The following is a 23,256-nucleotide window of genomic DNA, read 5'->3' on the forward strand; positions in this document are numbered from 1 at the left end:
GATTCAGATTTCAGGTAAATTCGACATGAAATCATCCGGCTCTATCGCAAGCTCTCCAGGTCGCGGATGCGTTTGGCGCCGGCGGCTTCCAATTGCCTCGTCACGGCGCCGATCAGCGTTTCTGCGACGACGAAGAGTGCGGCGGACGAATCCCAGGCCGAGGGCACGGCGGTGCGCCCCGCGATCACGTGGCGGGCGAAGCGGGCGATCGGCGAAAGCCACTGATCGGTGAAAAGAATAATCTGCACGCCGCGGTGATGGGCCTTCTCGGCGAAGCGGACGAGACTTTCCTGATAGCGGCGGATGTCGAAGATCACCAGGACGTCGCGCTTGCCCATGTCGATCAGCCGGTCGCGCCAGATGCTCTCCTGGCCGGCGAGGTGATAGACATCCGGCTGGATGATGGCCAGGTGAGCGGCCATGTAGCGCGCCAGCGGATCGGTGAAACGGCCGCCGATCAGGAAGGTCTTGCCGCGCCGCTCGGCAAGTCTCGTGGCAATGTCTGCCAGTTGTCTGTCGGTGAGGTGCCGGAAGGTCTCGCGCATGTTGTCGAGCGTTGCCTCGAGCATCGGCGAGACGGCCCCGCCGGCCGAGCTTGGATTGAGCGTGCGCGAAGCGGGCGACTGCAATTGCGCTGCCAACTCATCCTGCAGCGCCGACTGGAACTCAGGGTAGTTCTGGAAGCCGAGCCTGGCGACGAAGCGCAGGATCGTCGGCGACGACACACCGGCCGCGGCCGAGAATTCGGCGACCGTCTTCAGCCCGGTCAAGGGATAGTTGGCAATCAGCGTCTGGGCGGCGCGGCGCTCGCCGGCCGGCATCGTCCCGATGCGGTCCGAGATCAGTTCGGCAATGCTGGAAATCATGGTTTTCCCCCGCCCGTTGGCCGCCCGCCGCGGTTTTCCCGAATTCGCGTTTGACAAAGCCGGTCAAACTGTATGAAATCATTCATAGGGACGCAATGAGACAAAATACGTAACATTCGATACAGCGCCCCCCAGGGGACGGCAGTATGGAGAGAGCACGGCCCACCAGCCTTGCACCGTCTGAAACCGTAAGGGTGACGAACCCCGGCGGCTCAAGCCCCTTCGTCTTCACCTGCGACCACGCTTCCAACGTCCTGCCCGCCGAGTTCGGGACGCTCGGCCTGCCGGCCGAGGACCTTTCGCGCCATATCGCCTGGGATCCGGGCGCGCTTCCCGTCGCCCGCCGCATGGCTGAGACGCTCGATGCCACCTTGATCGAGACCCGCGTGTCGCGGCTCGTCATCGATTGCAACCGGCCGCTCGACGCGCCGGACCTCGTGCCGCCGATTAGCGAGACGACAGCCATCCCGGGCAACACGGATCTATCCGACAAGCAGCGCGCCGCGCGCGTCGACCTTGCCTGGCGCCCGTTCCACGACACGATCGCCCAGATCATCGATGAGCGGCTGGCGCGCAGCCAGGAGACGCGGCTGGTGTCGGTGCACTCCTTCACGCCGGTCTATAAGGGCAAGAGCCGGCCATGGCATGTCGGCATCATCCATGACGAGGATCGCCGGTTGGCGGCGCCGCTGATATCGGCGCTGCAGCGGCTCTCCGGCGTCACCGTCGGCATCAACGAGCCCTATTCGCCGGCCGACCGCGTCTATTTCACGCTGGAACGGCACGCGCGTTCGCGCGGCCTTGCCTGCGCGATGATCGAAATCCGCAACGACGAAATCTCCGGCGAGACCGGGCAGCGGAAATGGGCGGATCTGCTCACCGGCATATTCTCGAATCTGGAGCCCGACGAGGCCTGGGGCTCCCGACAACGCGCAATGGGAAAGTCAGTACAATCGGCCAGCTAAGAACCAGATAGGGGACTTCCAAAATGAGACCTGAAGAATTCGACAAGTCCGAGGACGTAAAAGTCCTTCACAGCATGGGATACGCCCAGGAATTGGCTCGCCGCATGAGCGGCTTCTCCAATTTTGCCATTTCCTTCTCGATCATTTGCATCCTGGCGGGTGGCATCACCTCGTTCCCGCTGGCCATGGCCACCGGCAGCGGTTTCGAGGCGACTATCGGCTGGGCCGTCGGCGGCGTCTTCGCGCTGGTCGTCGCCGCCTCCCTCGGCCAGATCGGCTCAGCCTATCCGACCGCGGGCGGTCTTTACCACTGGTCCTCAATCCTTGGCGGACGCGGCTGGGGCTGGGCCACGGCATGGATCAACCTGCTTGGCCTGATCTTCGTTGTCGCTTCGGTCAATGTCGGCGTCTATGCGCTCTTCAAGGACCTCGTCTGGGCCGGCGTGTTCGGCCACGATGTGTCGGCGTGGGGTTATCAGGAGCAGGTGATCGGGGTCGTGATCATCACGGTGACGCAGGCGCTATTCAACCATTTCGGCATCAAGCTGACCACCGCGCTGACCGACTTTTCGGGCTATCTCATCCTGGTCGTCGCGGTGGTGTTGACCGCGATGTTCCTGATCTGGGGCGCGAGCTGGGATTTCTCGCGACTGACCACTTTCGTCAACAACACGGGCGATGCGGGTGGCGGCTATGTGCCGACGGCACGGACAGCGCTGGTCGCCTTCCTGATCGGTCTTCTCTATCCACTATACACCATCACCGGTTTTGACGCCTCCGCCCATACCTCGGAGGAGACCCATAACGCCCGGGTGGCAGTGCCGCGCGGCATGATCCATTCGGTTCTCTGGTCGTTGATCTTCGGCTTCGTCATGGCCGTCTCTTTCGTGCTGGCAAGCCCGGATCTGGCCGCGACCGCCAAGGACGGCGCCAACGCCTGGTTCAATCTCTTTAACAACCTGCCGGCGCCGTTTTGGTTGAAGAGCATCATCGCCATCGCGATCGTGGTAGCAAACTACATCTGCGCGCTGGCCGGACTGACCTCCACCTCGCGCATGATATTCGCCTTCGCGCGTGATGGCGGCCTGCCAGGCTCCTCCATGTGGAAAACCGTCAGCCCGACATGGCGCACGCCGGTGGCGGCGATCTGGCTTGGAGCCGTCCTCTCGATCGCAGCGACGCTTTACTCGCCGGCTTTCGCGGCTTTGGCGGCCGGCTGCGCGCTCTTCCTCTATGTGTCCTATGCGATGCCGGTGGCGGCCGGCCTTTTTGCGGAAGGCAAGAGCTGGACCGAATTCGGTCCGTTCCGTCTGGGCATGTGGTCCAAGCCGTTCGCGATCATCACCATCCTCGGCGTGCTGATCCTGATGTATGCCGGTATCCAGCCGCCCTTCGATATCTTGATCAACTATGCCATCGGTTTGATCATCCTTCTCGCGGTGCTGTGGTTCGGCATCGAATCCAAGCGGTTCAAAGGCCCGCCGATCGGGGCCGATATTGCTCGCCGTCAGGCGGAAATTGCGGCAGCCGAAGTGGCGGTCGGCGAGACCGGCCACTGATACTTCGCTTCATGGCCATGGCCGGCGCAACGCCGGCCATGGTTTTGTTTCTCCCTTTCAATCGACAAGCGCTGGAGTGCCAAAGGAATGGCCGGGAATTTCTCGTTCGATCAGTTGAAGAAAGCGGTCTCGAACGGCGAGATCGACACGGTGCTGGCCTGCATCGTCGACATGCAGGGCCGGCTCTCGGGCAAACGCTTCCTGGCTCAGTATTTCGTCGATTCCGCGCATGGCGAGACGCATGGCTGCAACTATCTCTTGGCCTGCGACATCGATATGGAGCCGGTGCCGGGCTACAAGGCGGCGAGCTGGTCGAAGGGCTATGGCGACTTCGTCATGAAGCCGGACCTGTCGACGCTGCGGCGCATTCCGTGGCTGGGGAAGACGGCGCTGGTCATCTGCGACGTGCTCGACCATCACGACCACGAGGATTTGGCGCACTCGCCGCGCGCGATCCTGAAGAAGCAGGTCAAGCGCCTGCAGCAGCGCGGCTATATCGGCTATTTCGCCTCAGAACTCGAATTCTACCTGTTCAGCGAGACCTACGATTCCGCGCGCAAGAAGCACTGGCAGGGGCTCGACAGCGCCTCGCCCTATATCGGCGACTACCAGATCGGCATCACCAGCAAGGAAGAAGGCGTCATGCGCCGGCTTCGCAACGAGATGGAAGCGGCGGGCATTCCGATCGAGAATTCCAAGGGCGAGTGGGGACCCGGCCAGGAAGAGATCAATGTGCGCTATGCCGAAGCGCTCGAGATGGCCGACCGCCACGTCATCCTGAAGAACGGCGCCAAGGAGATCGCCGATTCCGAGGGCAAGGCCATCTCCTTCATGGCCAAGTACAATTACGGCCTCGCCGGCAATTCCAGCCACATCCACAATTCGCTGTGGAGCGCGGACGGCAAGACGCCGCTGTTCTTCGACAAGAAGGCCGACTGGACGCTGTCGAGCCTCGGCCAGCAATGGGCGGCCGGCCAGCTCAAATACGCCAAGGAATTCACCTGGTTCCTGGCGCCGTACATCAACTCCTACAAACGCTTCCAGGCCGGCACCTTCGCACCGACCAAGATCATGTGGAGCGAGGACAACCGCACCGCCGGCTTCCGGCTGTGCGGCGAGGGCACCAAGGGCATCCGCATGGAATGCCGCATCGGCGGCGCCGATCTCAATCCGTATCTCGCCTTCGCCGCTCTGATCGCGTCCGGCCTTGCCGGCATCGACGAGAAGCTGGAGCTGCAGAAGCCGTTCGTCGGCGACGCCTATCAGGCCTCGCGCCTGCCCGAGATTCCGAAGACGCTGCGCGACGCCACCGAAACGCTGGCCAAGTCGAAGATGCTGAAGCAGGCCTTCGGCGACGACGTGATCGAGCACTATGTGCACACCGCCCGCTGGGAGCAGTTCGAATATGACCGCCGCATCACGGATTGGGAGCTGCACAGGGGCTTTGAGAGGTATTGACGTTGTTGTGATTTTCGCAATATGTTGCGATTATAGTACCGCAACATGGAGGCGACGTTGTCGGAAAGCAGGCCTGGCATCGACAAGGCATGGTTCATGAGCAGGATGAGGGAGCGCAAACTAACGGTTCGCAGCATGGCCGTCCGCTTGGGCATGCACTACAGCGCGCTGTCGCGAACCTTCAACGGCGAACGGCGTATGCAAGTCGATGAAATACGCAAGATCGCGGAAGTTTTCGATCGGCCCGTCAGCGAGATATTGGTCCACCTGGGTTCTTCATCCGACCCTGCGGACGCAAAGCCTCGCCCTGCGCTGGAAAGCGAACCGGGTTTCATGGAGGGGCATGTGGATTTCAACAACGATACCGACGTGAAGGAAAACTATGTCGTGCCGCCTCCAGGCGCAGACCCTTTGTTTGGATGCATGGCCGGAACGCTGAAGCTGCTTCCCGAAGTTGACTACACCGCCCCCGCGGATCCCGACTGGGGCAAAGTGTATGACAGATGACGGGCTGCTGCTTGATACCTGCTTCGTGCTTTGGTCGTCGGCGCGGCAGCCGGTCACCAAAACGGCGATTGAAGCGGTGAACCGTGCACGAAAGAACGCCTGTACGATCGCTGTCTCGGTCATGTCGGCTTGGGAAATCGGAATGCTGGTCTCAAAAGGCAGGCTGCCCTCCATCAGGACTCCCGAACGCTGGTTCGAAGAGTTCGTGGAGACGGCGGCCGTTACGGTGGAAGGCGTCACTCCCCGCATCCTTGTGGCTGCGTCCCATCTTCCTGGCACGGTGCACAACGATCCCGTCGACCGGATGCTCATAGCCACTGCAAGAGAGCGCGATCAGACGATCATAACGCGAGACCGGGCCATTCTGGCTTATGCAGCCCAGGGCCACGTTCGAGCCATTGCCTGCTGACAAACTGGAGAGCGTTTAATTGGAAACCGTGAAACTCAAATCCCCAATCGACGGCTCGATCTATGCCGAGCGGCCGGTCGCGAGCGACCAGGCGATCAACGCGGCGGTCGAGCGCGCCAGGGCGGCGCAAGAAAAATGGGCTGAGACGCCGGTCGTCGAGCGCGGCAAATACATGTTGGCAATGCTGGAAGCCCTGGTTGCGATGACCGACGAGATCGTGCCCGAGATCGCCTGGCAGATGGGCCGGCCGGTGCGCTATGGCGGCGAGTTCGGCGGCGTCAAGGAACGCACCAACTATATGGTCGAGATCGCCGAAGCCGCGCTGAAGCCGGTGCTGGCGCCCAACCCGAAGGACGGCTTCCGCCGCTATGTGAAGAAGGTGCCGCTCGGGGTCGTCCTGGTGATCGCGCCTTGGAACTATCCGTATCTCACCGCCGTCAACACGATCGTGCCGGCGTTGATGGCGGGCAGTGCCGTCATCCTCAAGCATGCCGCGCAGACGTTGCTGGTCGGCGAGCGCTTCCAGCAGGCTTTCGATAAGGCCGGCCTGCCAAAGGGGCTGTTCCAGAACCTGGTCATGAACCACGCCCAGACCGAGAAGCTGCTCGGCTCCGGCAAGATCGACCATGTCAATTTCACCGGCTCGGTCGGCGGCGGCCGCGCCATCGAGAAGGCCGCGGCCGGCACCTTCATGACGCTCGGCCTCGAGCTCGGCGGCAAGGATCCCGCCTATGTGCTGCCCGACGCCAAGATGGATCATGCGGTCGCCAATCTGGTCGACGGCGCTTTCTTCAATTCGGGCCAGTGCTGCTGCGGCATCGAGCGCGTCTATGTGCATGAGAAGGTCTATGACGAGTTCGTCGAGGGTTTTGTCGCCGAGACCAGGAATTATGTCGTCGGCAATCCGCTGGAGCAGGCGACGACCATGGGACCGATGGCGCAGCCACGCTTCGCCGACCTGATCCGCGAGCAAAAAGCCGAGGCGCTGCGCAAGGGCGCCAAGGCGCATATCGACATGAAGGTCGAGAACGACAGGCCAGGCTCGCCCTATCTGGCGCCGGACGTGCTGACCGGGGTCGACCACCAGATGAGCGTCATGCGCGAGGAAAGTTTTGGGCCGATCGTCGGCATCATGAAGGTGCGCAATGACGAGGAGGCGATCGCGCTGATGAACGACAGCCCGTACGGGCTGACCGCCTCGATCTGGACGCGCGACACGGAGCGCGCGGTGGCCATCGGCGACCGCGTCGAAACCGGCACGGTGTTCATGAACCGCTGCGACTATCTCGACCCGGCGCTGGTCTGGACCGGCGTCAAGGACACCGGCAAGGGCGCCGCGCTCTCGGCCATCGGCTACGACAATCTGACCCGGCCGAAATCCTATCACCTGCGCGAAGCAATCTGACTTTTTGAAAGACAAGACATGTCCAAGCTGATCTCCAAATGGAACTACCCCACCACCGTCCGTTTCGGCGCCGGGCGCATCAAGGAACTGCCGGACGTGCTGGCTGCCGCGGGCATCAAGCGTCCGCTCTTCGTCACCGACCCGGGCCTGGCAAAACTTCCGGTCGTCGCTTCGACGCTGAAGATCCTCGACGAGGCCAAGGTTCCCTACGGTGTGTTTTCGGAGGTGAAGCCGAACCCGGTCGAGTCCAACCTCACTGCAGGCATCGCGGTGTTCAAGAAGGGCAAGCATGACGGCGTCATCGCCTTCGGCGGCGGTTCGGCGCTCGACCTCGGCAAGCTGATCGCCTTCCAGGCCGGGCAAACGCGCCCGGTATGGGATTTCGAGGATGTCGGCGACTGGTGGACCAGGGCCAACTCGGACGCGATCGCGCCGATCATCGCGGTGCCGACCACGGCGGGAACCGGCTCCGAGGTCGGCCGCGCCGGCGTCATCACCAATGAGGAGACCCACACCAAGAAGGTTATCTTCCATCCGAAGCTTTTGCCGGCGATCGTCATTGCCGATCCGGAGCTGTCGGTCGGCATGCCGGCCTTCATCACCGCCGGCACCGGCATGGATGCGCTCGCGCATTGCCTCGAGGCCTATTGCGCGCCGGGCTACCATCCGATGGCCGACGGCATCGCGGTGGAAGGTATCCGGCTGGTGTTCGAGAACCTGCCCAGGGCTTTCGCCAACGGCAAGGATCTGGTTGCCCGCGCCCATATGATGAGCGCCGCCTCCATGGGCGCCGCCGCCTTCCAGAAGGGGCTGGGCGCAATCCATTCGCTGTCGCATCCGATCGGCGCGCTCTACGACACCCATCATGGCATGACCAATGCCGTGTTCATGCCTTATGTGCTGGCCTTCAACCGCGAGGCGATCGACGAGCGTATCGCCAGGCTCGCCGCCTATTGCGGCATCAAGGGCGGCTTCGACGGCTTCGCCAAGGCGATCGTCAAGCTGCGCAAGGAGCTCAAGGTGCCGCACGCGCTGCCCGGCCTGATCAAGGGCCTCGACATGGACAAGAAGCGCAGGACGCTGATCGCCGACATGGCGGTGGTCGACCCGACCGCCGGCGGCAACCCGGTCAAGCTCACCAAGAAGGCGGCGCTGACGCTGCTCGAAAATGCGATCGCCGGCTCCTTCTGAGAGCCGGCTTTCAATGCCGAAGAGTTGACTGAAGAGGCGTTCCAAAGGGGAAGGGAGAGGGCAAAGGGCAAGGTGAATAACCATTAGCCGGAAAATTAAGCGCGGGCTAATTGCTACAGTCCGTTAAAAAGAGTTAACTTTTTTCGCCGCGGGGATCGGGTTTCAAAAAGCCTTCATCCGGCTGTCACACGAAAACGATACCCGCATCGCAGGCGCTTAAACGCGCCAGTTCAACGGAGAGAACACATGTTCAAGTTCACGGGGAAAGTGCTTTCCCTCTCGGCCGCGGCGCTCTTTGCGTCGACGGTGATTTCGTCCGCGGATTCGCTGGACGATCTCGTCAAGGCCGCGAAGGCTGAAGGCCAGCTCACCACCATCGCGCTTCCGCATGACTGGTGTGGCTACGGGGCAGTGATCGACGGTTTCAAGGCTAAGTATCCGGGGATCACCATCAACGAGCTCAATCCCGACGCCGGCTCGGGCGACGAGGTCGAGGCGATCAAGGCCAATAAGGACAACAAGGGCCCGCAGGCGCCCGACGTCATCGACGTCGGCCTGTCCTTCGGCCCGACCGCCAAGGCCGACGGCCTGCTGATGCCTTACAAGGTGTCGACCTGGGACTCGATCCCGGACAGCGCCAAGGATGCCGATGGTGCCTGGTATGGCGATTATTACGGCGTGCTGTCGTTCATGGTGAACAAGGACCTGGTCAAGGAATCGCCGACCGACTGGGCCGACCTGCAGAAGCCGGAATTTGCCAATTCGGTCGCGCTCGCCGGTGACCCGCGCGCGTCGAACCAGGCCATCCAGGCGGTCTATGCCTCCGGCCTGTCGTCGGGCGCCGCCGCTGGCGAAGCTGCCGGAAAAGCCGGCCTCGAGTTCTTCAAGAAGCTCAACGCCGCCGGCAACTTCGTTCCGGTCGTCGGCAAGCCGGCGACGCTGGCCCAGGGCCAGACGCCGATCCTGATCAACTGGGACTACAACGCGCTCGCCGGCCGCGACACGCTGAAGGGCAACCCGCCCGTCGACGTGATCGTGCCGAAGACCGGCGTCGTCGCCGGCGTCTATGTGCAGGCGATCAGCGCCTTCGCGCCGCATCCGAATGCCGCGAAGCTGTGGATGGAATACCTCTATTCCGACGAAGGCCAGGTCGGCTGGCTGAAGGGCTATTGCCACCCGATCCGCTTCAACGATCTCGCCAAGAACGGCAAGATCCCGGCGGACGTGCTGGCCAAGCTGCCGCCGGCTGAGTCCTACGCCTCGGCGGCTTTCCCGACGCTCGACGAGCAGGGCAAGGCCAAGGAAGCCATCAGCAAGAACTGGGACGCCACTGTCGGCGCCAACGTCAAGTAAGACTTGAAATGCACCGGGCGGCCGCCTGGCCGCCCGGCGTTCCCTCGAAGACGGTGCCCGGGCATGGCCGATCTATCGCTTTCAAATCAGTCTGTTGCCACCAAGCCCGCGCCGCCGACCGAAGCGACTGCTTTCCGCCTGCCGACGCAATGGATCGGCGTGGCGCCGTTCTTCGTCTTCGCCCTGATGTTCCTGATCATGCCGACGCTTTATCTCGTCATCGGCGCGTTTCAGACCGGGGAAGGCGGGTTCACGCTCGACAACGTCCTGCAATTGGTGAGCGATCCTTCGATCGCCAACTCCTATTGGGTTTCGATTAAGATCAGCTTCTGGTCGGCCATCGTCGGCGCTTTTGCCGGACTGGCGATTGCCGTGGCCATCGTGCGCGGCGGCCTGCCCAGTTGGGTGCGCTCCGCGACGCTGACCTTCTCGGGCGTCGCCTCGAATTTTGCCGGCTTGCCGCTTGCCTTCGCGTTCATAGCAACGCTCGGCCGCGTCGGCATCGTGACGGTGCTGCTGCGCGACATATTCAACCTCAACATCTATGCGCTGGGATTCAATTTCCTGACCACGTGGGGGTTGATCGTGGTCTATCTCTTCTTTCAGATCCCGCTGATGGTGGTGATCATCGTGCCGGCGATCGACGGCTTGAAGAAGGAATGGAACGAGGCTGCCGCCACGCTTGGCGCCACCCAGTGGCAGTACTGGCGCATGGTGGTGATACCGGTGTTGTTTCCGAGCTTCCTCGGCACCGTCATCCTTCTGTTCGCCAACGCCTTCGGCGCGATCGCGACGGCCTATGCATTCGCCGGTCCGCAGCTCAACATCGTCCCCATCAAGCTCTATTCGCAGATCAACGGCGACGTGCTGCACAACCCGCAACTGGGCTACGCGATCGCGTTCGGCATGATCGTCATCACCGGATTGGCGAACGTCTTCTACATCTGGTTCCGGACCCGTTCCGAGAGGTGGCTGAAATGAAATCGGGCAAATTCTGGGCCTGGGTCGTCTTCGGTATAGGCACGGCCTATTTCTTCATCCCGCTGCTGGCGACGTTCGAGTTTTCGCTGCGCATGCGGCGCGGCGTCCATTCCTTCGACGCCTATCAAGTCGTGCTCGGCGATCCGCGCTTCCAAGCGACGTTCCTGTATTCGGTGGTCGCCGCGATCTTCACCATCATCCTCGGCGTGCTGATCGTGGTGCCGGCCGCCTACTGGATCCGTCTCCGATTGCCTCAAATCAGGCCGATCGTCGAATTCATCACGCTGCTGCCGCTGGTCATTCCGGCGATCGTCATCGTCTTCGGCTATATCCGTATGTACGGCTCGAATTCGCCGCTGCCGTTCCTGGCCAGCGATCTCGGCGCCAGCGCCTTGCTGGTGATCGGCTATGCGACGCTGGCGCTACCCTACATGTACCGCGCCGTCGACACCGGTCTTCGGACCATCGATGTCAGGACGCTGACGGAAGCAGCCCAAATCCTCGGCGCCGGATGGGGCACGATCATCACTCGCGTCATCCTGCCCAACGTGCTGATCGCGGTGCTGTCGGGTGCCTTCCTCACCTTCGCCATCGTCATCGGCGAATTCACCATGGCAAGCCTGCTCAATCGGCCGGCATTCGGCCCTTACCTGCAGAATATCGGCGCCAATCGTGCCTATGAGCCGGCTGCACTTGCGATCATCGCCTTCGCCATCACCTGGGGCTGCATGTCGCTGATCCAGATCCTGTCCCGCTTCGCGCCGAAATCGGCGAACCGCCCAAATTGATCGAGAGAACCACGCCATGGCCGACCCATTCCTCTCCATCCAGCACGTTCGAAAATCCTTCGGTGCCACCACCGTGGTGGAGGATTTCAATCTCGACGTCGAGCCGGGCGAATTCGTCTCGTTCCTGGGGCCGTCCGGCTGCGGCAAAACCACGGTGTTGCGTATGGTCGCCGGCTTCGAGGAGCCATCGGCCGGCAAGATCGTCGTCGGCGGCAAGGACATCACCAGGCTGAAGCCCAACCAGCGCAATGTCGGCATGGTGTTCCAGGCCTACGCGCTGTTCCCGAACCTGACGGTGGCGCAGAACATCGCCTTCGGGCTGAAGGTAGGAGGCATGCCGAAGGCGGATGCCGACAGGCGGGTCGCCGAGATGCTCGACATCATCAAGCTGCCGCAGATGGCCGATCGCTATCCCTACCAGCTTTCCGGCGGCCAGCAGCAGCGCATAGCGCTGGCGCGGGCGATTGCGCCGAAGCCGAAGCTGCTCTTGCTCGACGAGCCGCTGTCGGCGCTCGACGCCAAGGTGCGCGTGTCGCTGCGCGAGGAAATCCGCTCGATCCAGAAGAAGCTCGGCATCACCACCATCTTCGTCACGCATGACCAGGAAGAGGCGCTGTCGATCTCCGACCGCATCGCGGTGATGTATGGCGGCAAGGCCGAGCAGGTCGGCACGCCGTTCGAGATCTACAACCGGCCGGCGACCAAATTCGTCGCCAATTTCGTCGGCACGCTCAACGTGCTGGAGGGCAAGGTCACCGACGCCGCGTCCGGCAAGGTGCAAGTCAACTCGCAGGAAGTCTCGCTGAAAGGCAAGCTCAACGGTTCGAAATCAGGCGACACGCTGTCGCTGGCGCTGCGGCCCGAGGCCATCTCGCTGGGGCGCCAGCCCGGCCACGACACCAGCCTGTCGGGCGAGATCGCCGAAGTGCATTTCCTTGGCTCAGTCATCCGCGTGCGCGTCGGCATCGGCGGCAACACGGTATCGCTCGATACCTTCAACAACTCCACGACGCCGCCGCCTGTTGTAGGCGACAAGGCGGACATTTCGTTCTCGTCCGGCGATATGCTGGTTTTGCACTAGGGAAAGAGTGAATGGTGAATAGTAAATGGTGAATGGCGATCAGCACTTTACGTGCTCGAGATGTTCTGATGATACCCATTCACCATTCACCATTCACCATTCACCATCACTTTTGCAGTGCCAAACGCCTGGTTCCATCGCTACGATGAGCCATGGCGCTGTTCGAACTTACCCTGATCCTGCTTCTCATCGCCGTCGCGCTGACGGCGGTATCGCGATGGCTGGAGGTACCTTATCCGTCGCTGCTGGCGCTTGCCGGCGTTGGGCTTGCCTTCGTGCCGGGCGCGCCGACGATCGAGATCGATCCGGAACTGGCGCTGGCGCTGTTCATCGCGCCGGTGCTGCTCGATGCCGCCTATGACACCTCGCTGCGCGACCTGAAGCGCTACCGGCTGTCGCTTGCCCTGCTGGCGCTCGGCGCGGTCGTCTTCACCGCGTTGGTCGTTGCCTTTGTCGGCTGGCAGATGGCCGGCCTGCCGATCGCGGCGGCGATCGCGCTCGGCGCCATCGTCGCGCCGCCGGACGCGGTCGCCGCAAGCGCGGTGCTCAATCAGTTCAAGGTGCCGCACCGTCTGACTGCAATCCTGCAGGGCGAGAGCCTGCTCAACGATGCCACGGCGCTGCTGATCTACCGGATATCGGTTTCAGCCGCCATCGGCACGCTCATGCTCAAAGACGCAGCGCCCGTCATCCTGCTTGCAACGGTCGGCAGTGTTATCGCCGGCTATCTGTTCGGCCGAGCGTCGCGGCTCACGCTGACACGCATCGAGGACGCGGCAAGCAGCACCGTGGTGCAGTTCGCCGGAACCTTCGCCGTCTGGATCATTGCCGACAAGCTCGGCCTCTCCGCCATCATCACCATCGTCGTCTATGCCATCACCATCGCGCGCACCACGCCGCGCCGCATGTCGGCAAGACGCCGCGTCAGCGCCTATTCGGTCTGGGAATCGGCGGTGTTCGTGCTCAACGTGCTGGCGTTCGTGCTGATGGGCCTGCAGGCACGGTCGATCATCGGCCGGCTTGCCGGCGATGGGCAAGGCGAGGCATTCGTCTTCGCCGCGACGGTTCTTGCCGTCGTCGTCGTGGCGCGCCTCGTCTGGGTGGCGGGATACGTCGCGATCATCCGATGGTTTGCCCGCAACGACAGCGAGGAAGAAAAGCAGGATGCGCCGACATTTGCCGGTGCCGTGCTTGTCGGCTGGTGCGGCATGCGCGGGCTGGTGACGCTGGTCGCCGCCATTGCCTTGCCGGCCGGCTTTCCCGGGCGTGACCCGATCGTGCTCGCCGCTTTCGCGGTCGTGCTCGGCACGCTGGTGCTGCAAGGCATGAGCCTGAAGGTCCTGCTGCGCTGGCTCAATTTCCCGCGCGATACGACGATCGATCGCGAGGTGGCCGAGGCGCGCGTCGCCATCATGCAGGCCGCGCTCGATGTGCTGAGCCGCAAGACCTCGTCGGCCGCCGCCGTCGTGCGCGAGCAGTACGAGGCGCAGCGGCGGATCGCCGAAAATCCCGACGATGCGCAGGCCGCGACGGAATACGACCGGTTGCGCCTCTACGCCATCAAGCGGCAGCGCGACACGCTGGAGGAACTGCGCAGCAACGGCACGATCGGCGACGAAGCCTATCACCGGCTGGAGGAGGAGATCGACTGGTCGGAACTTGCGGCGTCGCCCGCCGGAAGCTTCCAGCCGCTGACGACTTATTAGAGCGCCGGTTCGCCGATTTCCACTGGACTATTCCGCTTGCCACGCCGGTCCATTGCAACGCAAGGGGCGGGGCGCTACTGCGATCACCAGAAGTGAGCCGGTTAATCAATGAAGCTGATCAGCTACAATATCCAGTATGGCTACGGCAGCGACGGGCGCTACGATCTCAGCCGCTGCGCCAGGCTGGTGGACGGCGCCGACATCATCGCGCTGCAGGAGGTGGAGCGGCATTGGCAGCGCAGCAACGAGGACGACCAGCCCGAGATCCTGTCCAGCTTGCTGCCCGGCTATTACTGGGCCTACGGCCCGGCCTTCGACATGGATGCCAGCGAGAAGCGCGATGGCCGCGTCGTCAACCGCCGGCGGCAGTTCGGCACGATGGTGCTGTCGAAGCTGCCGATCGTTTGGTCGCGCCTGCACACCTTGCCGCTGCGGCGCACGCTGAGGCCGCTCAACACCCGCAACGCGGCGCTGGAATGCATGATCCGCACGCCGGCGGGGCCAGTGCGTTTTTTCTCGCTGCATCTCGCTCACATCGCGGCCGAGGAGCGGCTGGAGCAGATCGACTATCTGCTTGCCGAGCATCGCCGCGCGCCGTCCGACGGCGGCCCCTGGAGCGGCGTCGACGACGAGCCGCAGCGCGACTGGTCGAACGGCCAGCCGGAGCCGGAAAACCCGCTGGCGGCGATCTGGCTGGGCGACTTCAACATGGAGCCGGGCAGCCCCGAATACCGGCGCATCGTCGGCAATACGACCTACCATCGCGGCGCTGCCTATATCGACGGATTCGTCGATGCCGCGGCCGTCGCCAGCGAGCCGGGGCCGGACTTCCATACGCACGAAAAGATCATCGACGGCAGGCTGGCGAAACGACGGCTCGATCATTGCTTCGTCGGCGGCATGCTGGCCGGGCGGGTGCGTTCCGTGAGCGCCGATATCGGCGAGGTGGCTTCCGACCATTTCCCGCTCAGGATCGATATCGATCTGGAAATGCCGGGCATCGCCTCAGGCCTGGCGAGCAGGTGAGGCAGGCATGACGCTGTTCGTCGTCCTGGCGGTGCTTTCGGCGGCGGCCATGCATGCGATCTGGAACGCGTTGGTCAAGGTGCATCTCGACCGCTTCCTGTCGATCACGCTGATGACGCTCGGCATGGGCTTTGCGGCGCTGGTCGCGCTTCCCTTCGTCGAGGTGCCAAAGGCCGAAGTTTGGCCCTACATCTTCGCCTCGGTGATCTTCCACATGGGCTACCGCACTTTCTTGATCGGCGCCTACAAGGCCGGCGATTTCGCCCAGACCTATCCGCTGGCGCGCGGCACCGCACCATTGCTCTCGGTGCTCGGCGGCATCGTCCTGATCGGCGAGGTCCCGGCGCCGTTCGCCATCCTCGGCATCGTGCTTTTGTCGGCGGGCACGCTGGTCATGTCGTTTCGGGGCGGGGCGCATCTGGAGAAGCTCAATCTGCGCGCGGTCGGCTTCGCGCTCGGCACGTCGATCTTCATCGCCAGCTACACGCTGTCAGACGGCAGCGGCGCGCGGCTGGCGGCAACCGCGCAAAGCTATGCGGCCTGGCTGTTCATCTGCGACGCGACGTGGGCACTTGTGCTGTGCATCTTCTTTCGCGGGCCGCGGTCGCTGCCTGTGTTGGCGCACGACTGGAAGGCCGGGCTGTTCACCGGCGTGCTCAGCGGCGCGGCCTATTGGATCGCGATGTGGGCAATGACCAAGGCGCCGATAGCCTCGGTCGCGTCGCTGCGCGAGACCTCGATCCTGTTCGCCATGCTGATCTCGGTGCTGGCGCTGGGCGAGAAGATGACCGTCTGGCGCGCGGCCGCGGCGCTCGGCATCGTTGCCGGCGTCGCGGCGCTCAGAATGGGTTGAAAACAGACCCTCAGCCGAGGACGGTCATCACCTGGCCGCGCTTTTCCGGACTGAAGCGGATGACGACGATGATGCAGACGGCAACCACGCCGGCAAACAGGGCCAGCGCATAGCCGTAGCTGCCTCCCGGCGCTTCGGCGATGCCGGCCTGATAGGGACCGCCATAGGAAGCGGCGAGATTGCCGGCCTGATAGATGAAGCCGGGCAAGGTCGCCCGCACCGAGCCCGGCGACAATTCGTTGAGATGCACCGGGATGACGCCCCAGGCGCCCTGCACAGCTACCTGCATGATGAAGGCGCCGATCGCCAGCATGAAGGGCGTGGTCGTGTAGGCCCATAGCGGAATTGCCGGCAAGGCGATCACACAGGCGAGCGTGATGGCATTGATGCGGCCGATCCTTTCCGATAGCGCGCCGAAGGCCAGGCCGCCGACGATGGCGCCGATATTGGCGACGATGGTGATCCAGCTCACCGTGTGCGCGTCGAAGCCATGCTGCTTTTTCAGGAAGGTGGGATAGAGGTCCTGCGTACCATGGCTGAAGAAGTTGAAGAACATCATCAGCACCACGGCATAGAGCGCGATCCGCCAGTGCTTCCGCAGCGTTTCGAGGAGGCCGGGTCGTGTCTGGGCGCGGCCCTCGACGAAGGCCGGCGATTCCGGCACATGCGAGCGGATGAAGAGCACGATCAGCGCCGGCAGGAAGCTCAGGAGGAACATGGCGCGCCAACCGAAGGTAAAGTCGCCGATCTTCTGCCCGTAGAGCAGCCCGTAGACCACCGCGGCCAGCAGATAGCCGGCCGGATAGCCGCATTGCAGAATGCCCGAGACCGTGCCGCGCGCGCTCGGCGGAATGGATTCCATGGCGAGCGAGCTGCCCAGACCCCATTCGCCTCCCATGGCGATGCCGAACAGGGCACGCAGCGCCAGGAATATGCCGAGATTGGGCGAGAAGGCGGCTAAAGCGCCGATCACCGAATAGCTGACGATATTGAGCATCAGAATGGGCTTGCGGCCGTATCTGTCGGCAAGCATGCCGAAGAAGAACGCGCCGATGAAGCGTGTCGCCAGTGTCAGGAACAGTGCTTTGGAGACCGCCGGCACGTCGGTCTGGAACTCAGCGGCAATATCGGTGAGAAGGAACGTCAGAAGGAAGAAATCAAAAGCGTCGAGCGTCCAGCCGAGAAACGATGCGGTTACGGTTTTCTTCTGCTCGGGGGTGAGGTTCAAGGCAGTTCTCCTTTTGCATCCCCCAAAGGCCACGATATGTTCCACCAGGCGCAAGGATATGTTCCACCAGGTGCAAAAGAGAACAGCTGGTTTGCCGGTTTTCGAGGACCGGCGGTCACATTTCCGTAAACGCTGGAGCGGTTCAGCGTTTCACGGAATCGCCGAACCGCTGTAAGTCTTTGTTTTGCGCAATTCCGAAAAGGAACCCTGTTCCCGCGCGCCGCCGAGACGCAATCAACAAGGACTCGAAGTCAGGCATTCGAACTCTTCCCATCCAATTCTTGTTACTTGACAGTATACGAACGGGTGAGAGGCACTTGGTCGCAAGGCTGATATCTCGTGAAGGTCTGCCTCTGGACAATCCCGTAAACGCCTTGACATATGAGGGCGTGAGCGGACGGGCTTTCGTGACAGGGTCCAATCCCGATCTTCGAGTTGCATTGTGGGCCCCAGTGTTGCTGCTCACTCTAGCTGCTATCGCGGTTCCCGTGGAGATGCGGGACCTCGGCCACGCAACGCTGGACTTCAGGGCTTATCCTGGCGACTTCGTAGCAAATGTCTTGGGATTTGTGCCGGTGGGGCTGGTTTTCGCCAGGGTGGGCCGGTTGCAAGCAATAGTTGCGGCAGCCTTGCTATCAACGACCGCGGAAGTCAGCCAGCTCGTGATGATGTATCGCGATCCTTCCGGAGCGGATATTCTCGCCAACACCATCGGCGCTGCGCTGGGAGCCGGCATCGGCACCTATTGGGAGCTTCGGCCCCCAGAACTCGCTTTGAACCGGTGGACGGGATGGGGAGGCGCTATCGGGGCGTGCGCGATCGTGATCTGGGGTTTGGTTCCAGCGGCAAATCCTATCAACACGCGAGGATACACATCGCCGGGAACACTCGAGGCTCATTGGAAATTCGACGAGCCGGGCGGAAATACCGCAGGGGATTCTTCCGGACACGGCTTGAATGGAAGATTCCACAACCCGCCCAAGCGAGTCTCGGGCGTTCTGAATGGTGCAGCCGCTTTCGATGGTGCAACCGACTCAATCGATCTCCACCAATCCACACCGTTGCGGCTCGCCGGCAGCATGACGATCACCGCTTGGATCAATTCGTCAAAGTTTCCGGCAAATGACGCGGCGGTAATATCGCAATTCGGCGGAGACGCCGGCTACCAACTGGACACGACCGTGGACCGAGGGCCCCGCACGATCGGCTTCAAGCTCACCAACTCGCACGGGGAACTCATGGCCCGGTACGGGGCCACTCCTCTGGGCCTTGGCGCCTGGTACCATATCGCGGGCGTATATAATGCTGCGGCCCGGACCCTGGACGTCTACCTCGATGGCGAACTGGACAATGGCGATCTTCTTGGCACCATAACGCCACAACAGCGCAGCGCTCGCGCGGGTGTTGCGGTGGGGCAGCGCCAGGACGCCGACGGCTATGCGTTTGCTGGTTCCATTGACGACGCGCGAATCTACTCACTGGCGCTGACCCGAGAGGAGATAAAGGCGGTGATGCGCGGCGATGGAATCGGCAGGGCGACAGAACACGAGCGTCCAAGGGCGGCCGACCGCATACGCATGTCCGACAAAGAGGATACGATAATCCCGCTGCGGGCGGCAATGCTCGGGATGATGACGGCAATCGCCATTCTGAGCTGGTGGCGCTCGGCCGGGCAAACAGCTTGCCTGCTTGCCGGCCTGTTCGCGGGATTGTTGCTTCTGCCGCCCCTGTTTTCATATCTGCCCTTGTTCAACCTATGGCTGATACCGCTGGTTAGTCTTGCCGGAGGCGCGTCAGTTGCGCTGGCGACCCGGTGTTCGCCGCAATAGGCTGCGCCAAGCCTCGACCCCTTGTTGGGCATCGGCGCTCGAGGACTCCGTCGCACAAGTCGCTGGGCTGCGCGAAGCACCGCCGACCTAGGGACCTAAAATCTTACTTCTCTCCTGCGTTTTCTGCTGCCGGATAGGGGTGAGACAGACTAACGGTGTAGGGAGCTACCCCTACTCTACTCCGATCTGTGCTGTTACTAATGCCCAGCTGGATTTTGTCTCGGCAACGGCGGATCTCGTGGCGGCTCACCTACCTTTCAACAATCATTCTGACTCCCTACCGGAACCGGGCGGTCTACTTCGCAATCGCTTAGGACAGGCGGGACGCGGCGGCTCTCGCAATCAGACCCGCAGCCACGAGTCTAAGGAAGGCCACCGGTGGGTTGCGGTGGCAGCCGGATGGCGGCATCGCGCCGACAGTCTCTTCGGCAACACAGACTGGGAGAAGCGTTGAGATGGGGGCGTCGAGCGTGGATGTTGCTGTCGTGGGGGCAGGCCCTTATGGGCTATCCGTCGCGGCAAACGTCATCACAGCGGGCCGAAGCCTGCGGGTCTTTGGAAATCCGCTTCAGACCTGGTGCACGGCCATGCCGGCCGGCATGAAGCTCAAGTCGGACGGCTTCGCGTCCAACCTGTCGGCGCCGGGTCCCGGGTCGACCCTCGGGGAGTTCTGCCGTACCAGAGGGATTCCCTACGGCGACAAGGGTGAGCCAGCGTCGCTCGAGACCTTTGTCGCCTACGGACTGGACTTCCAGCGACGCTTCGTCCCTCACCTGGAAACCGTGAACGTTAGTCATATCGGACGCAGCGGCGATGGGTTCAGGCTGACAACCGAGGAAGGTCAGACAGTGCTGGCCCGGCGCGTCGTGCTGGCCGTCGGCGTCACGCATTTCAGGGTGGCGCCGAGAGAACTGGCGGACCTTCCCGCATCGCTGGTCAGTCACAGCGCCGACCACCGCAATATGGATCGCTTCGCTGGGCGCGATATCGCTATTGTCGGCGCAGGCGCGTCGGCAGTCGATCTGGCCGCTGCGCTGATCGACGCAGGCGCTCGCCCGAAGATCGTGACCCGGGCGGATCGAATCCGTTTTGCTTCTGAGCCCACTGCCGGTGAGCCGCCGCTCTTAGGGTGGCTGACGCATCCCTCGTCGCCACTTGGACCTGGTTGGCGGTCCCGCCTTGCGAGCGACCTGCCGCAGATTTATCGCCTCCTCCCGGCTCGCTTGCGGCTGAACATCCTGCGCCGACATCTCGGGCCGTCCTCCGCATGGTATCTCCGCGGCAAGGTGCTGGGAGGGGCCGAGGTCCTTGCCGGCCATCATCTGCAAGGCGCGGCGCCCACCGGGAACGGCGTGCGGCTGAAGCTGGGCGATGCATCCGGCAAATCGAAAACCCTCGACGTCGATCATGTCATCGCTGCAACCGGCTATTGGCCGCAGATCGAACGTCTGCAATTTCTAGACAAGTCGCTGCGAGGAGCAATCCGCCATGTGGCCGGCGTGCCGATCCTGTCGCACGATTTCGAGACTTCGGCTCCCGGCCTCTACGCGACGGGACTGGCTGCGGCCAGCAGCTTCGGCCCTCTTATGCGTTTCGTTGCCGGCGCCGACTACACGGCTCGCCGGATTGTGCAACACCTGGAGACAACCCGCGTACGCCGAAATGTCGGCGTCGCGGACAGCAGAGCGCCCAGGCAGCCTGAATATGAGTGACGCTGCCGTCATCGAGTATAGGTCGGACCGGTTTATCTCAGCTGGAGAGACTCGCCCGGCAGCCTTGCCGCTGGAGCTCCTGCGCGACGGCACAGCCGCCGATACGGTGTTTTTCTTCCCGGGCTTGGGTGGACACGCCCGCGAGCTGGCCCGGCTGGCAGAGCGGCTGGCGATGCCAGGGCGTATCTTCGGCCTCTCCTACTCGTTCCAGACCGGGAGCAGCAATGCTCTTGGTCGCCTCGCCGCCTCGGCGGTTGCTGCCTTGCGTACGGTCCAGCCACACGGCCCCTACCGGCTGGTTGGCTACTCCTTCGGAGCCCTCGTCGCGGTGGAAGTTGCTCGGCAACTGAAACATGCGGGCGAGAAGGTGGCGCCGCCGATCCTGATCGATGCATATTACGACCAGCGGTTCTGGCCGGGAAAGGCATGGTGGTTCGGGCAGGTTCGCAGGACCAAGGCCCAACTGGTCCAGATCGGCTGGCGGTTGCCCGGCCCTGCATTTCGCGAATTGACCTTCCGCGCCCGGCGGTTGGCACAAAGGCTCCAGTCGAGATGGCGGAGCTCGGCGCCGCCAGTTGACGAACCGACACCGGAGACGCTCGCAGACGCCAATATGGCCGCATTGCGCGCGTACGATCCTCCATTCTATCCCGGTGCTCTGATACTGCTCAGCGCTGGCGATCCCACCATGTTCGGCTGTCGACCGGCCGATCTCTGGCGTGCGAGAAGCTATGGGCTTGTCGTCGAGGAAGTCGCCGGCGACCATCTCGACCTTGTGCGGGCCACAACGTCGATCGAGCGGCTCGCAGGATTGGTCGACAAGCATTTAGGGCCGGAGGGTACCGCTCATCGGCCTCTCGCCCTCGTCGTCACGACCTTCCGCTGGCCAATGACCGTCGGCGTCGTCGCGGCCCTCGCGCGGGGCGGCTTCAGAGTCGTGGCGCTTTGTCCAAGACGGCATCCGATGCGGCGCCAGCCGGGCTTGGCGTCGTACCGCATGCCGTGGCAACATCCAGAGCGCGCGCTTAGGACACTCATCGCGCGCGTTAATCCGGATCTTGTAGTCCCCTGTGACGAGCCCGCATTGGACTTGGTGAGGAATATCCGCGACAGCTGCCGAAGTGCGTGGCCGGACCTCTCCCGCTCCGAGATGATCGAAATTGCGCTTGCTGCCGGGGTCAAGGCGCCACCGACGCAACGTATCGGCGATCCTGCCGAGCTAGACAAATGGATTAACGCATACGGTCTGCCGATCGTGTTGAAAACCGACCGCAGTTGGGGTGGCCGCGGAGTGGCCATCGCCCGCGACAGGGCGCATGCCGCCCATCTGTGGCGCTGCCTATCGCGCCGTCCGAGCCTCTTCCGCGCCCTCAAACGGGCGATCGTGAACGCCGACCTCAGCTCACTGCGGGATCTGTGGCGTGGCCGCAAGCCCTTTGTGCACGCACAAGCCTATGTGGCCGGACGCGACGCCAACGTCGCGCTCGCTGTCGTTGACGGAAAAGTGTTAGCCGCGGTGGCAGTGGAGGTGCTGGAAAGCCGATGCAGGAACGGTCCTGCGAAGACAGTTCGCGTGATCGACCATCCCGGGATACTCCAGGCCGCCAGCAAGGTCATGGAGCAATTGCGGCTGACGGGTCTCGCTGGGATCGACTTCATTCTCGACGAAGAAGGAACCGCCCATCTGATCGAAGTCAACGGCCGGGCAACCCCGACCTGTCGATTGGCCCTTGGCCGCGACCGCGACCCGGTGGGTGCGCTGCGCGCCAACTTCTCGGGCGCCGCGGCAGCGGCATCGTTGCAGGGCGCTGTTGGCCAGGTCATCGACCTAGACGCGCTCGATTGACGGCTTTCGTGTTAAAGTATCTTCCGAAAGCCTGCAGCGCGTGCAGCGGTTTCGGGACAAAGACATGAGTAAAATCAAAGACCTATGGCATGTCGCGTGAATCCTTGTTGGATCGTCGCCCCAATCTAACTCTTTGTTGGAGCATGATCTTTTCCGAAAACCGGTTCCCACTTTTCGGATTCATGCTCCAGATCGATGACCATCAGCCCATCGGTGCCGCCTTCAAGCGCGGCGACCAGTCGGGCGCCGGCGCGCTGATGCGCCTCGTGAACGAGATAGGCGTCGCGGGCGGCGGCATCGCGAAAGTCGATGGTGAAGCCGTGGCCGAAGCCGCGCCCGAACGGCTCCGGGCTGACATTGGCGCTGAATTGCACCCTGTCCATGCCGTCGATAACGGCGCGCAAGGCTTCGAGATCGGCGTGAATCGCCGCGCGCTCGGTCTCAGGGACGTCGTCGCGAAAGCGGACAAAGACGCAATGCCGGATCATCGTTG

The 23,256-nt window shown here is 62.9% G+C and carries 20 protein-coding genes; 17 read left to right on the forward strand and 3 right to left on the reverse strand.

All coding sequences use genetic code 11. The annotated features are described in order from the left end of the window. Positions 1 to 41: 41 nt before the first annotated feature. Entirely contained in the window at positions 42 to 866 is an 825-nt protein-coding gene (locus FJ419_RS06265) for a MurR/RpiR family transcriptional regulator (RefSeq protein WP_140688552.1), read from the reverse strand. A gap of 146 nt (positions 867 to 1,012) precedes the next feature. Between FJ419_RS06265 and FJ419_RS06270 the strand changes: the two genes are divergently transcribed. The 14 genes from FJ419_RS06270 to FJ419_RS06335 all read left to right on the forward strand — a co-directional run bounded on the left by FJ419_RS06270 (position 1,013) and on the right by FJ419_RS06335 (position 16,148). Beyond that, positions 1,013 to 1,831: an N-formylglutamate amidohydrolase gene (locus FJ419_RS06270; RefSeq protein WP_140688555.1), complete on the forward strand. Its 819-nt coding sequence runs from the start codon at positions 1,013 to 1,015 to the stop codon at positions 1,829 to 1,831. Positions 1,832 to 1,854: 23 nt separating this feature from the next. Further along, positions 1,855 to 3,390 (forward strand): amino acid permease, encoded by a 1,536-nt coding sequence (locus FJ419_RS06275; protein ID WP_140688562.1) that lies wholly within the window; start codon positions 1,855 to 1,857, stop codon positions 3,388 to 3,390. Positions 3,391 to 3,477: 87 nt separating this feature from the next. Continuing rightward, a complete protein-coding gene (locus tag FJ419_RS06280; protein ID WP_140688570.1) occupies positions 3,478 to 4,848 on the forward strand; it encodes a glutamine synthetase family protein in 1,371 nt (456 codons plus the stop codon). 57 nt (positions 4,849 to 4,905) lie between these two features. Next, a complete protein-coding gene (locus tag FJ419_RS06285) occupies positions 4,906 to 5,355 on the forward strand; it encodes a helix-turn-helix transcriptional regulator (RefSeq protein ID WP_181164932.1) in 450 nt (149 codons plus the stop codon). Continuing rightward, on the forward strand, positions 5,345 to 5,764 hold the full coding sequence (locus tag FJ419_RS06290; RefSeq protein WP_140632518.1) for a type II toxin-antitoxin system VapC family toxin: 420 nt from the start codon (positions 5,345 to 5,347) through the stop codon (positions 5,762 to 5,764). Before FJ419_RS06285 ends, FJ419_RS06290 begins: the two co-directional genes overlap by 11 nt. A 19-nt stretch (positions 5,765 to 5,783) precedes the next feature. Further along, complete coding sequence (locus FJ419_RS06295; RefSeq protein WP_140688578.1) at positions 5,784 to 7,169, forward strand: aldehyde dehydrogenase family protein; 1,386 nt, start codon at positions 5,784 to 5,786, stop codon at positions 7,167 to 7,169. 18 nt (positions 7,170 to 7,187) lie between these two features. Then, positions 7,188 to 8,360 (forward strand): iron-containing alcohol dehydrogenase, encoded by a 1,173-nt coding sequence (locus tag FJ419_RS06300; RefSeq protein ID WP_140688585.1) that lies wholly within the window; start codon positions 7,188 to 7,190, stop codon positions 8,358 to 8,360. A 246-nt stretch (positions 8,361 to 8,606) separates the two neighbouring features. Further along, the gene (locus FJ419_RS06305; RefSeq protein WP_140541890.1) at positions 8,607 to 9,713 is read left to right on the forward strand and encodes an ABC transporter substrate-binding protein; all 1,107 of its coding nucleotides are present in this window, start codon (positions 8,607 to 8,609) and stop codon (positions 9,711 to 9,713) included. A 186-nt stretch (positions 9,714 to 9,899) separates the two neighbouring features. Beyond that, complete coding sequence (locus FJ419_RS06310; RefSeq protein ID WP_224524636.1) at positions 9,900 to 10,694, forward strand: ABC transporter permease subunit; 795 nt, start codon at positions 9,900 to 9,902, stop codon at positions 10,692 to 10,694. Continuing rightward, on the forward strand, positions 10,691 to 11,482 hold the full coding sequence (locus FJ419_RS06315; RefSeq protein ID WP_095766296.1) for an ABC transporter permease: 792 nt from the start codon (positions 10,691 to 10,693) through the stop codon (positions 11,480 to 11,482). The genes FJ419_RS06310 and FJ419_RS06315 overlap by 4 nt, the downstream gene beginning before the upstream one ends. A gap of 16 nt (positions 11,483 to 11,498) precedes the next feature. Then, positions 11,499 to 12,563 (forward strand): ABC transporter ATP-binding protein, encoded by a 1,065-nt coding sequence (locus FJ419_RS06320; protein ID WP_140632506.1) that lies wholly within the window; start codon positions 11,499 to 11,501, stop codon positions 12,561 to 12,563. A 152-nt stretch (positions 12,564 to 12,715) separates the two neighbouring features. Then, positions 12,716 to 14,269, forward strand: coding sequence for a sodium:proton antiporter (locus FJ419_RS06325; RefSeq protein WP_140688588.1), 1,554 nt, complete (start codon positions 12,716 to 12,718; stop codon positions 14,267 to 14,269). 108 nt (positions 14,270 to 14,377) lie between these two features. Further along, positions 14,378 to 15,295, forward strand: a complete 918-nt coding sequence (locus FJ419_RS06330) for an endonuclease/exonuclease/phosphatase family protein (protein ID WP_140688589.1) — start codon at positions 14,378 to 14,380, stop codon at positions 15,293 to 15,295. 7 nt (positions 15,296 to 15,302) lie between these two features. Beyond that, positions 15,303 to 16,148 (forward strand): EamA family transporter, encoded by an 846-nt coding sequence (locus FJ419_RS06335; RefSeq protein WP_140688590.1) that lies wholly within the window; start codon positions 15,303 to 15,305, stop codon positions 16,146 to 16,148. 10 nt (positions 16,149 to 16,158) lie between these two features. On the opposite strand, the gene FJ419_RS06340 is transcribed toward FJ419_RS06335, so the two are convergent. Further along, entirely contained in the window at positions 16,159 to 17,376 is a 1,218-nt protein-coding gene (locus FJ419_RS06340; protein ID WP_140688591.1) for an MFS transporter, read from the reverse strand. A 452-nt stretch (positions 17,377 to 17,828) separates the two neighbouring features. Here FJ419_RS06340 and FJ419_RS06345 point away from each other — a divergent pair, with 452 nt between their 5' ends. The 3 genes from FJ419_RS06345 (at position 17,829) to FJ419_RS06355 (ending at position 22,763) form a co-directional block, all read left to right on the forward strand. After that, the gene (locus tag FJ419_RS06345; RefSeq protein WP_140688592.1) at positions 17,829 to 19,205 is read left to right on the forward strand and encodes a LamG-like jellyroll fold domain-containing protein; all 1,377 of its coding nucleotides are present in this window, start codon (positions 17,829 to 17,831) and stop codon (positions 19,203 to 19,205) included. Positions 19,206 to 19,660: 455 nt separating this feature from the next. Then, complete coding sequence (locus FJ419_RS06350; protein WP_140688593.1) at positions 19,661 to 20,917, forward strand: NAD(P)-binding domain-containing protein; 1,257 nt, start codon at positions 19,661 to 19,663, stop codon at positions 20,915 to 20,917. Continuing rightward, positions 20,910 to 22,763 carry a thioesterase domain-containing protein gene (locus tag FJ419_RS06355; protein ID WP_181170630.1) on the forward strand — a complete coding sequence of 618 codons (1,854 nt, stop codon included), beginning with the start codon at positions 20,910 to 20,912 and terminating at the stop codon, positions 22,761 to 22,763. Before FJ419_RS06350 ends, FJ419_RS06355 begins: the two co-directional genes overlap by 8 nt. Positions 22,764 to 22,888: 125 nt before the next feature. Here the strand turns inward: FJ419_RS06355 and FJ419_RS06360 are convergent, their stop codons facing one another. Further along, positions 22,889 to 23,251, reverse strand: coding sequence for a Dabb family protein (locus FJ419_RS06360; protein WP_140688595.1), 363 nt, complete (start codon positions 23,249 to 23,251; stop codon positions 22,889 to 22,891). Positions 23,252 to 23,256: the final 5 nt, after the last annotated feature.

The organism is Mesorhizobium sp. B2-6-2 (genome assembly GCF_006440615.1).
Lineage (GTDB): Bacteria > Pseudomonadota > Alphaproteobacteria > Rhizobiales > Rhizobiaceae > Mesorhizobium.

What these genes read in the sequence shown, in the direction of transcription:
- FJ419_RS06335 (WP_140688590.1), top strand. Translation starts at nt 15,303, where the DNA reads ATGACGCTGTTCGTCGTCCTGGCGGTGCTTTCGGCGGCGGCCATGCAT.
- FJ419_RS06265 (WP_140688552.1), bottom strand. Translation starts at nt 866, where the DNA reads ATGATTTCCAGCATTGCCGAACTGATCTCGGACCGCATCGGGACGATG.
- FJ419_RS06280 (WP_140688570.1), top strand. Translation starts at nt 3,478, where the DNA reads ATGGCCGGGAATTTCTCGTTCGATCAGTTGAAGAAAGCGGTCTCGAAC.
- FJ419_RS06315 (WP_095766296.1), top strand. Translation starts at nt 10,691, where the DNA reads ATGAAATCGGGCAAATTCTGGGCCTGGGTCGTCTTCGGTATAGGCACG.
- FJ419_RS06320 (WP_140632506.1), top strand. Translation starts at nt 11,499, where the DNA reads ATGGCCGACCCATTCCTCTCCATCCAGCACGTTCGAAAATCCTTCGGT.
- FJ419_RS06330 (WP_140688589.1), top strand. Translation starts at nt 14,378, where the DNA reads ATGAAGCTGATCAGCTACAATATCCAGTATGGCTACGGCAGCGACGGG.
- FJ419_RS06275 (WP_140688562.1), top strand. Translation starts at nt 1,855, where the DNA reads ATGAGACCTGAAGAATTCGACAAGTCCGAGGACGTAAAAGTCCTTCAC.
- FJ419_RS06355 (WP_181170630.1), top strand. Translation starts at nt 20,910, where the DNA reads ATGAGTGACGCTGCCGTCATCGAGTATAGGTCGGACCGGTTTATCTCA.
- FJ419_RS06290 (WP_140632518.1), top strand. Translation starts at nt 5,345, where the DNA reads ATGACAGATGACGGGCTGCTGCTTGATACCTGCTTCGTGCTTTGGTCG.
- FJ419_RS06350 (WP_140688593.1), top strand. Translation starts at nt 19,661, where the DNA reads ATGGGGGCGTCGAGCGTGGATGTTGCTGTCGTGGGGGCAGGCCCTTAT.
- FJ419_RS06360 (WP_140688595.1), bottom strand. Translation starts at nt 23,251, where the DNA reads ATGATCCGGCATTGCGTCTTTGTCCGCTTTCGCGACGACGTCCCTGAG.
- FJ419_RS06270 (WP_140688555.1), top strand. Translation starts at nt 1,013, where the DNA reads ATGGAGAGAGCACGGCCCACCAGCCTTGCACCGTCTGAAACCGTAAGG.
- FJ419_RS06300 (WP_140688585.1), top strand. Translation starts at nt 7,188, where the DNA reads ATGTCCAAGCTGATCTCCAAATGGAACTACCCCACCACCGTCCGTTTC.
- FJ419_RS06310 (WP_224524636.1), top strand. Translation starts at nt 9,900, where the DNA reads ATGTTCCTGATCATGCCGACGCTTTATCTCGTCATCGGCGCGTTTCAG.
- FJ419_RS06305 (WP_140541890.1), top strand. Translation starts at nt 8,607, where the DNA reads ATGTTCAAGTTCACGGGGAAAGTGCTTTCCCTCTCGGCCGCGGCGCTC.
- FJ419_RS06325 (WP_140688588.1), top strand. Translation starts at nt 12,716, where the DNA reads ATGGCGCTGTTCGAACTTACCCTGATCCTGCTTCTCATCGCCGTCGCG.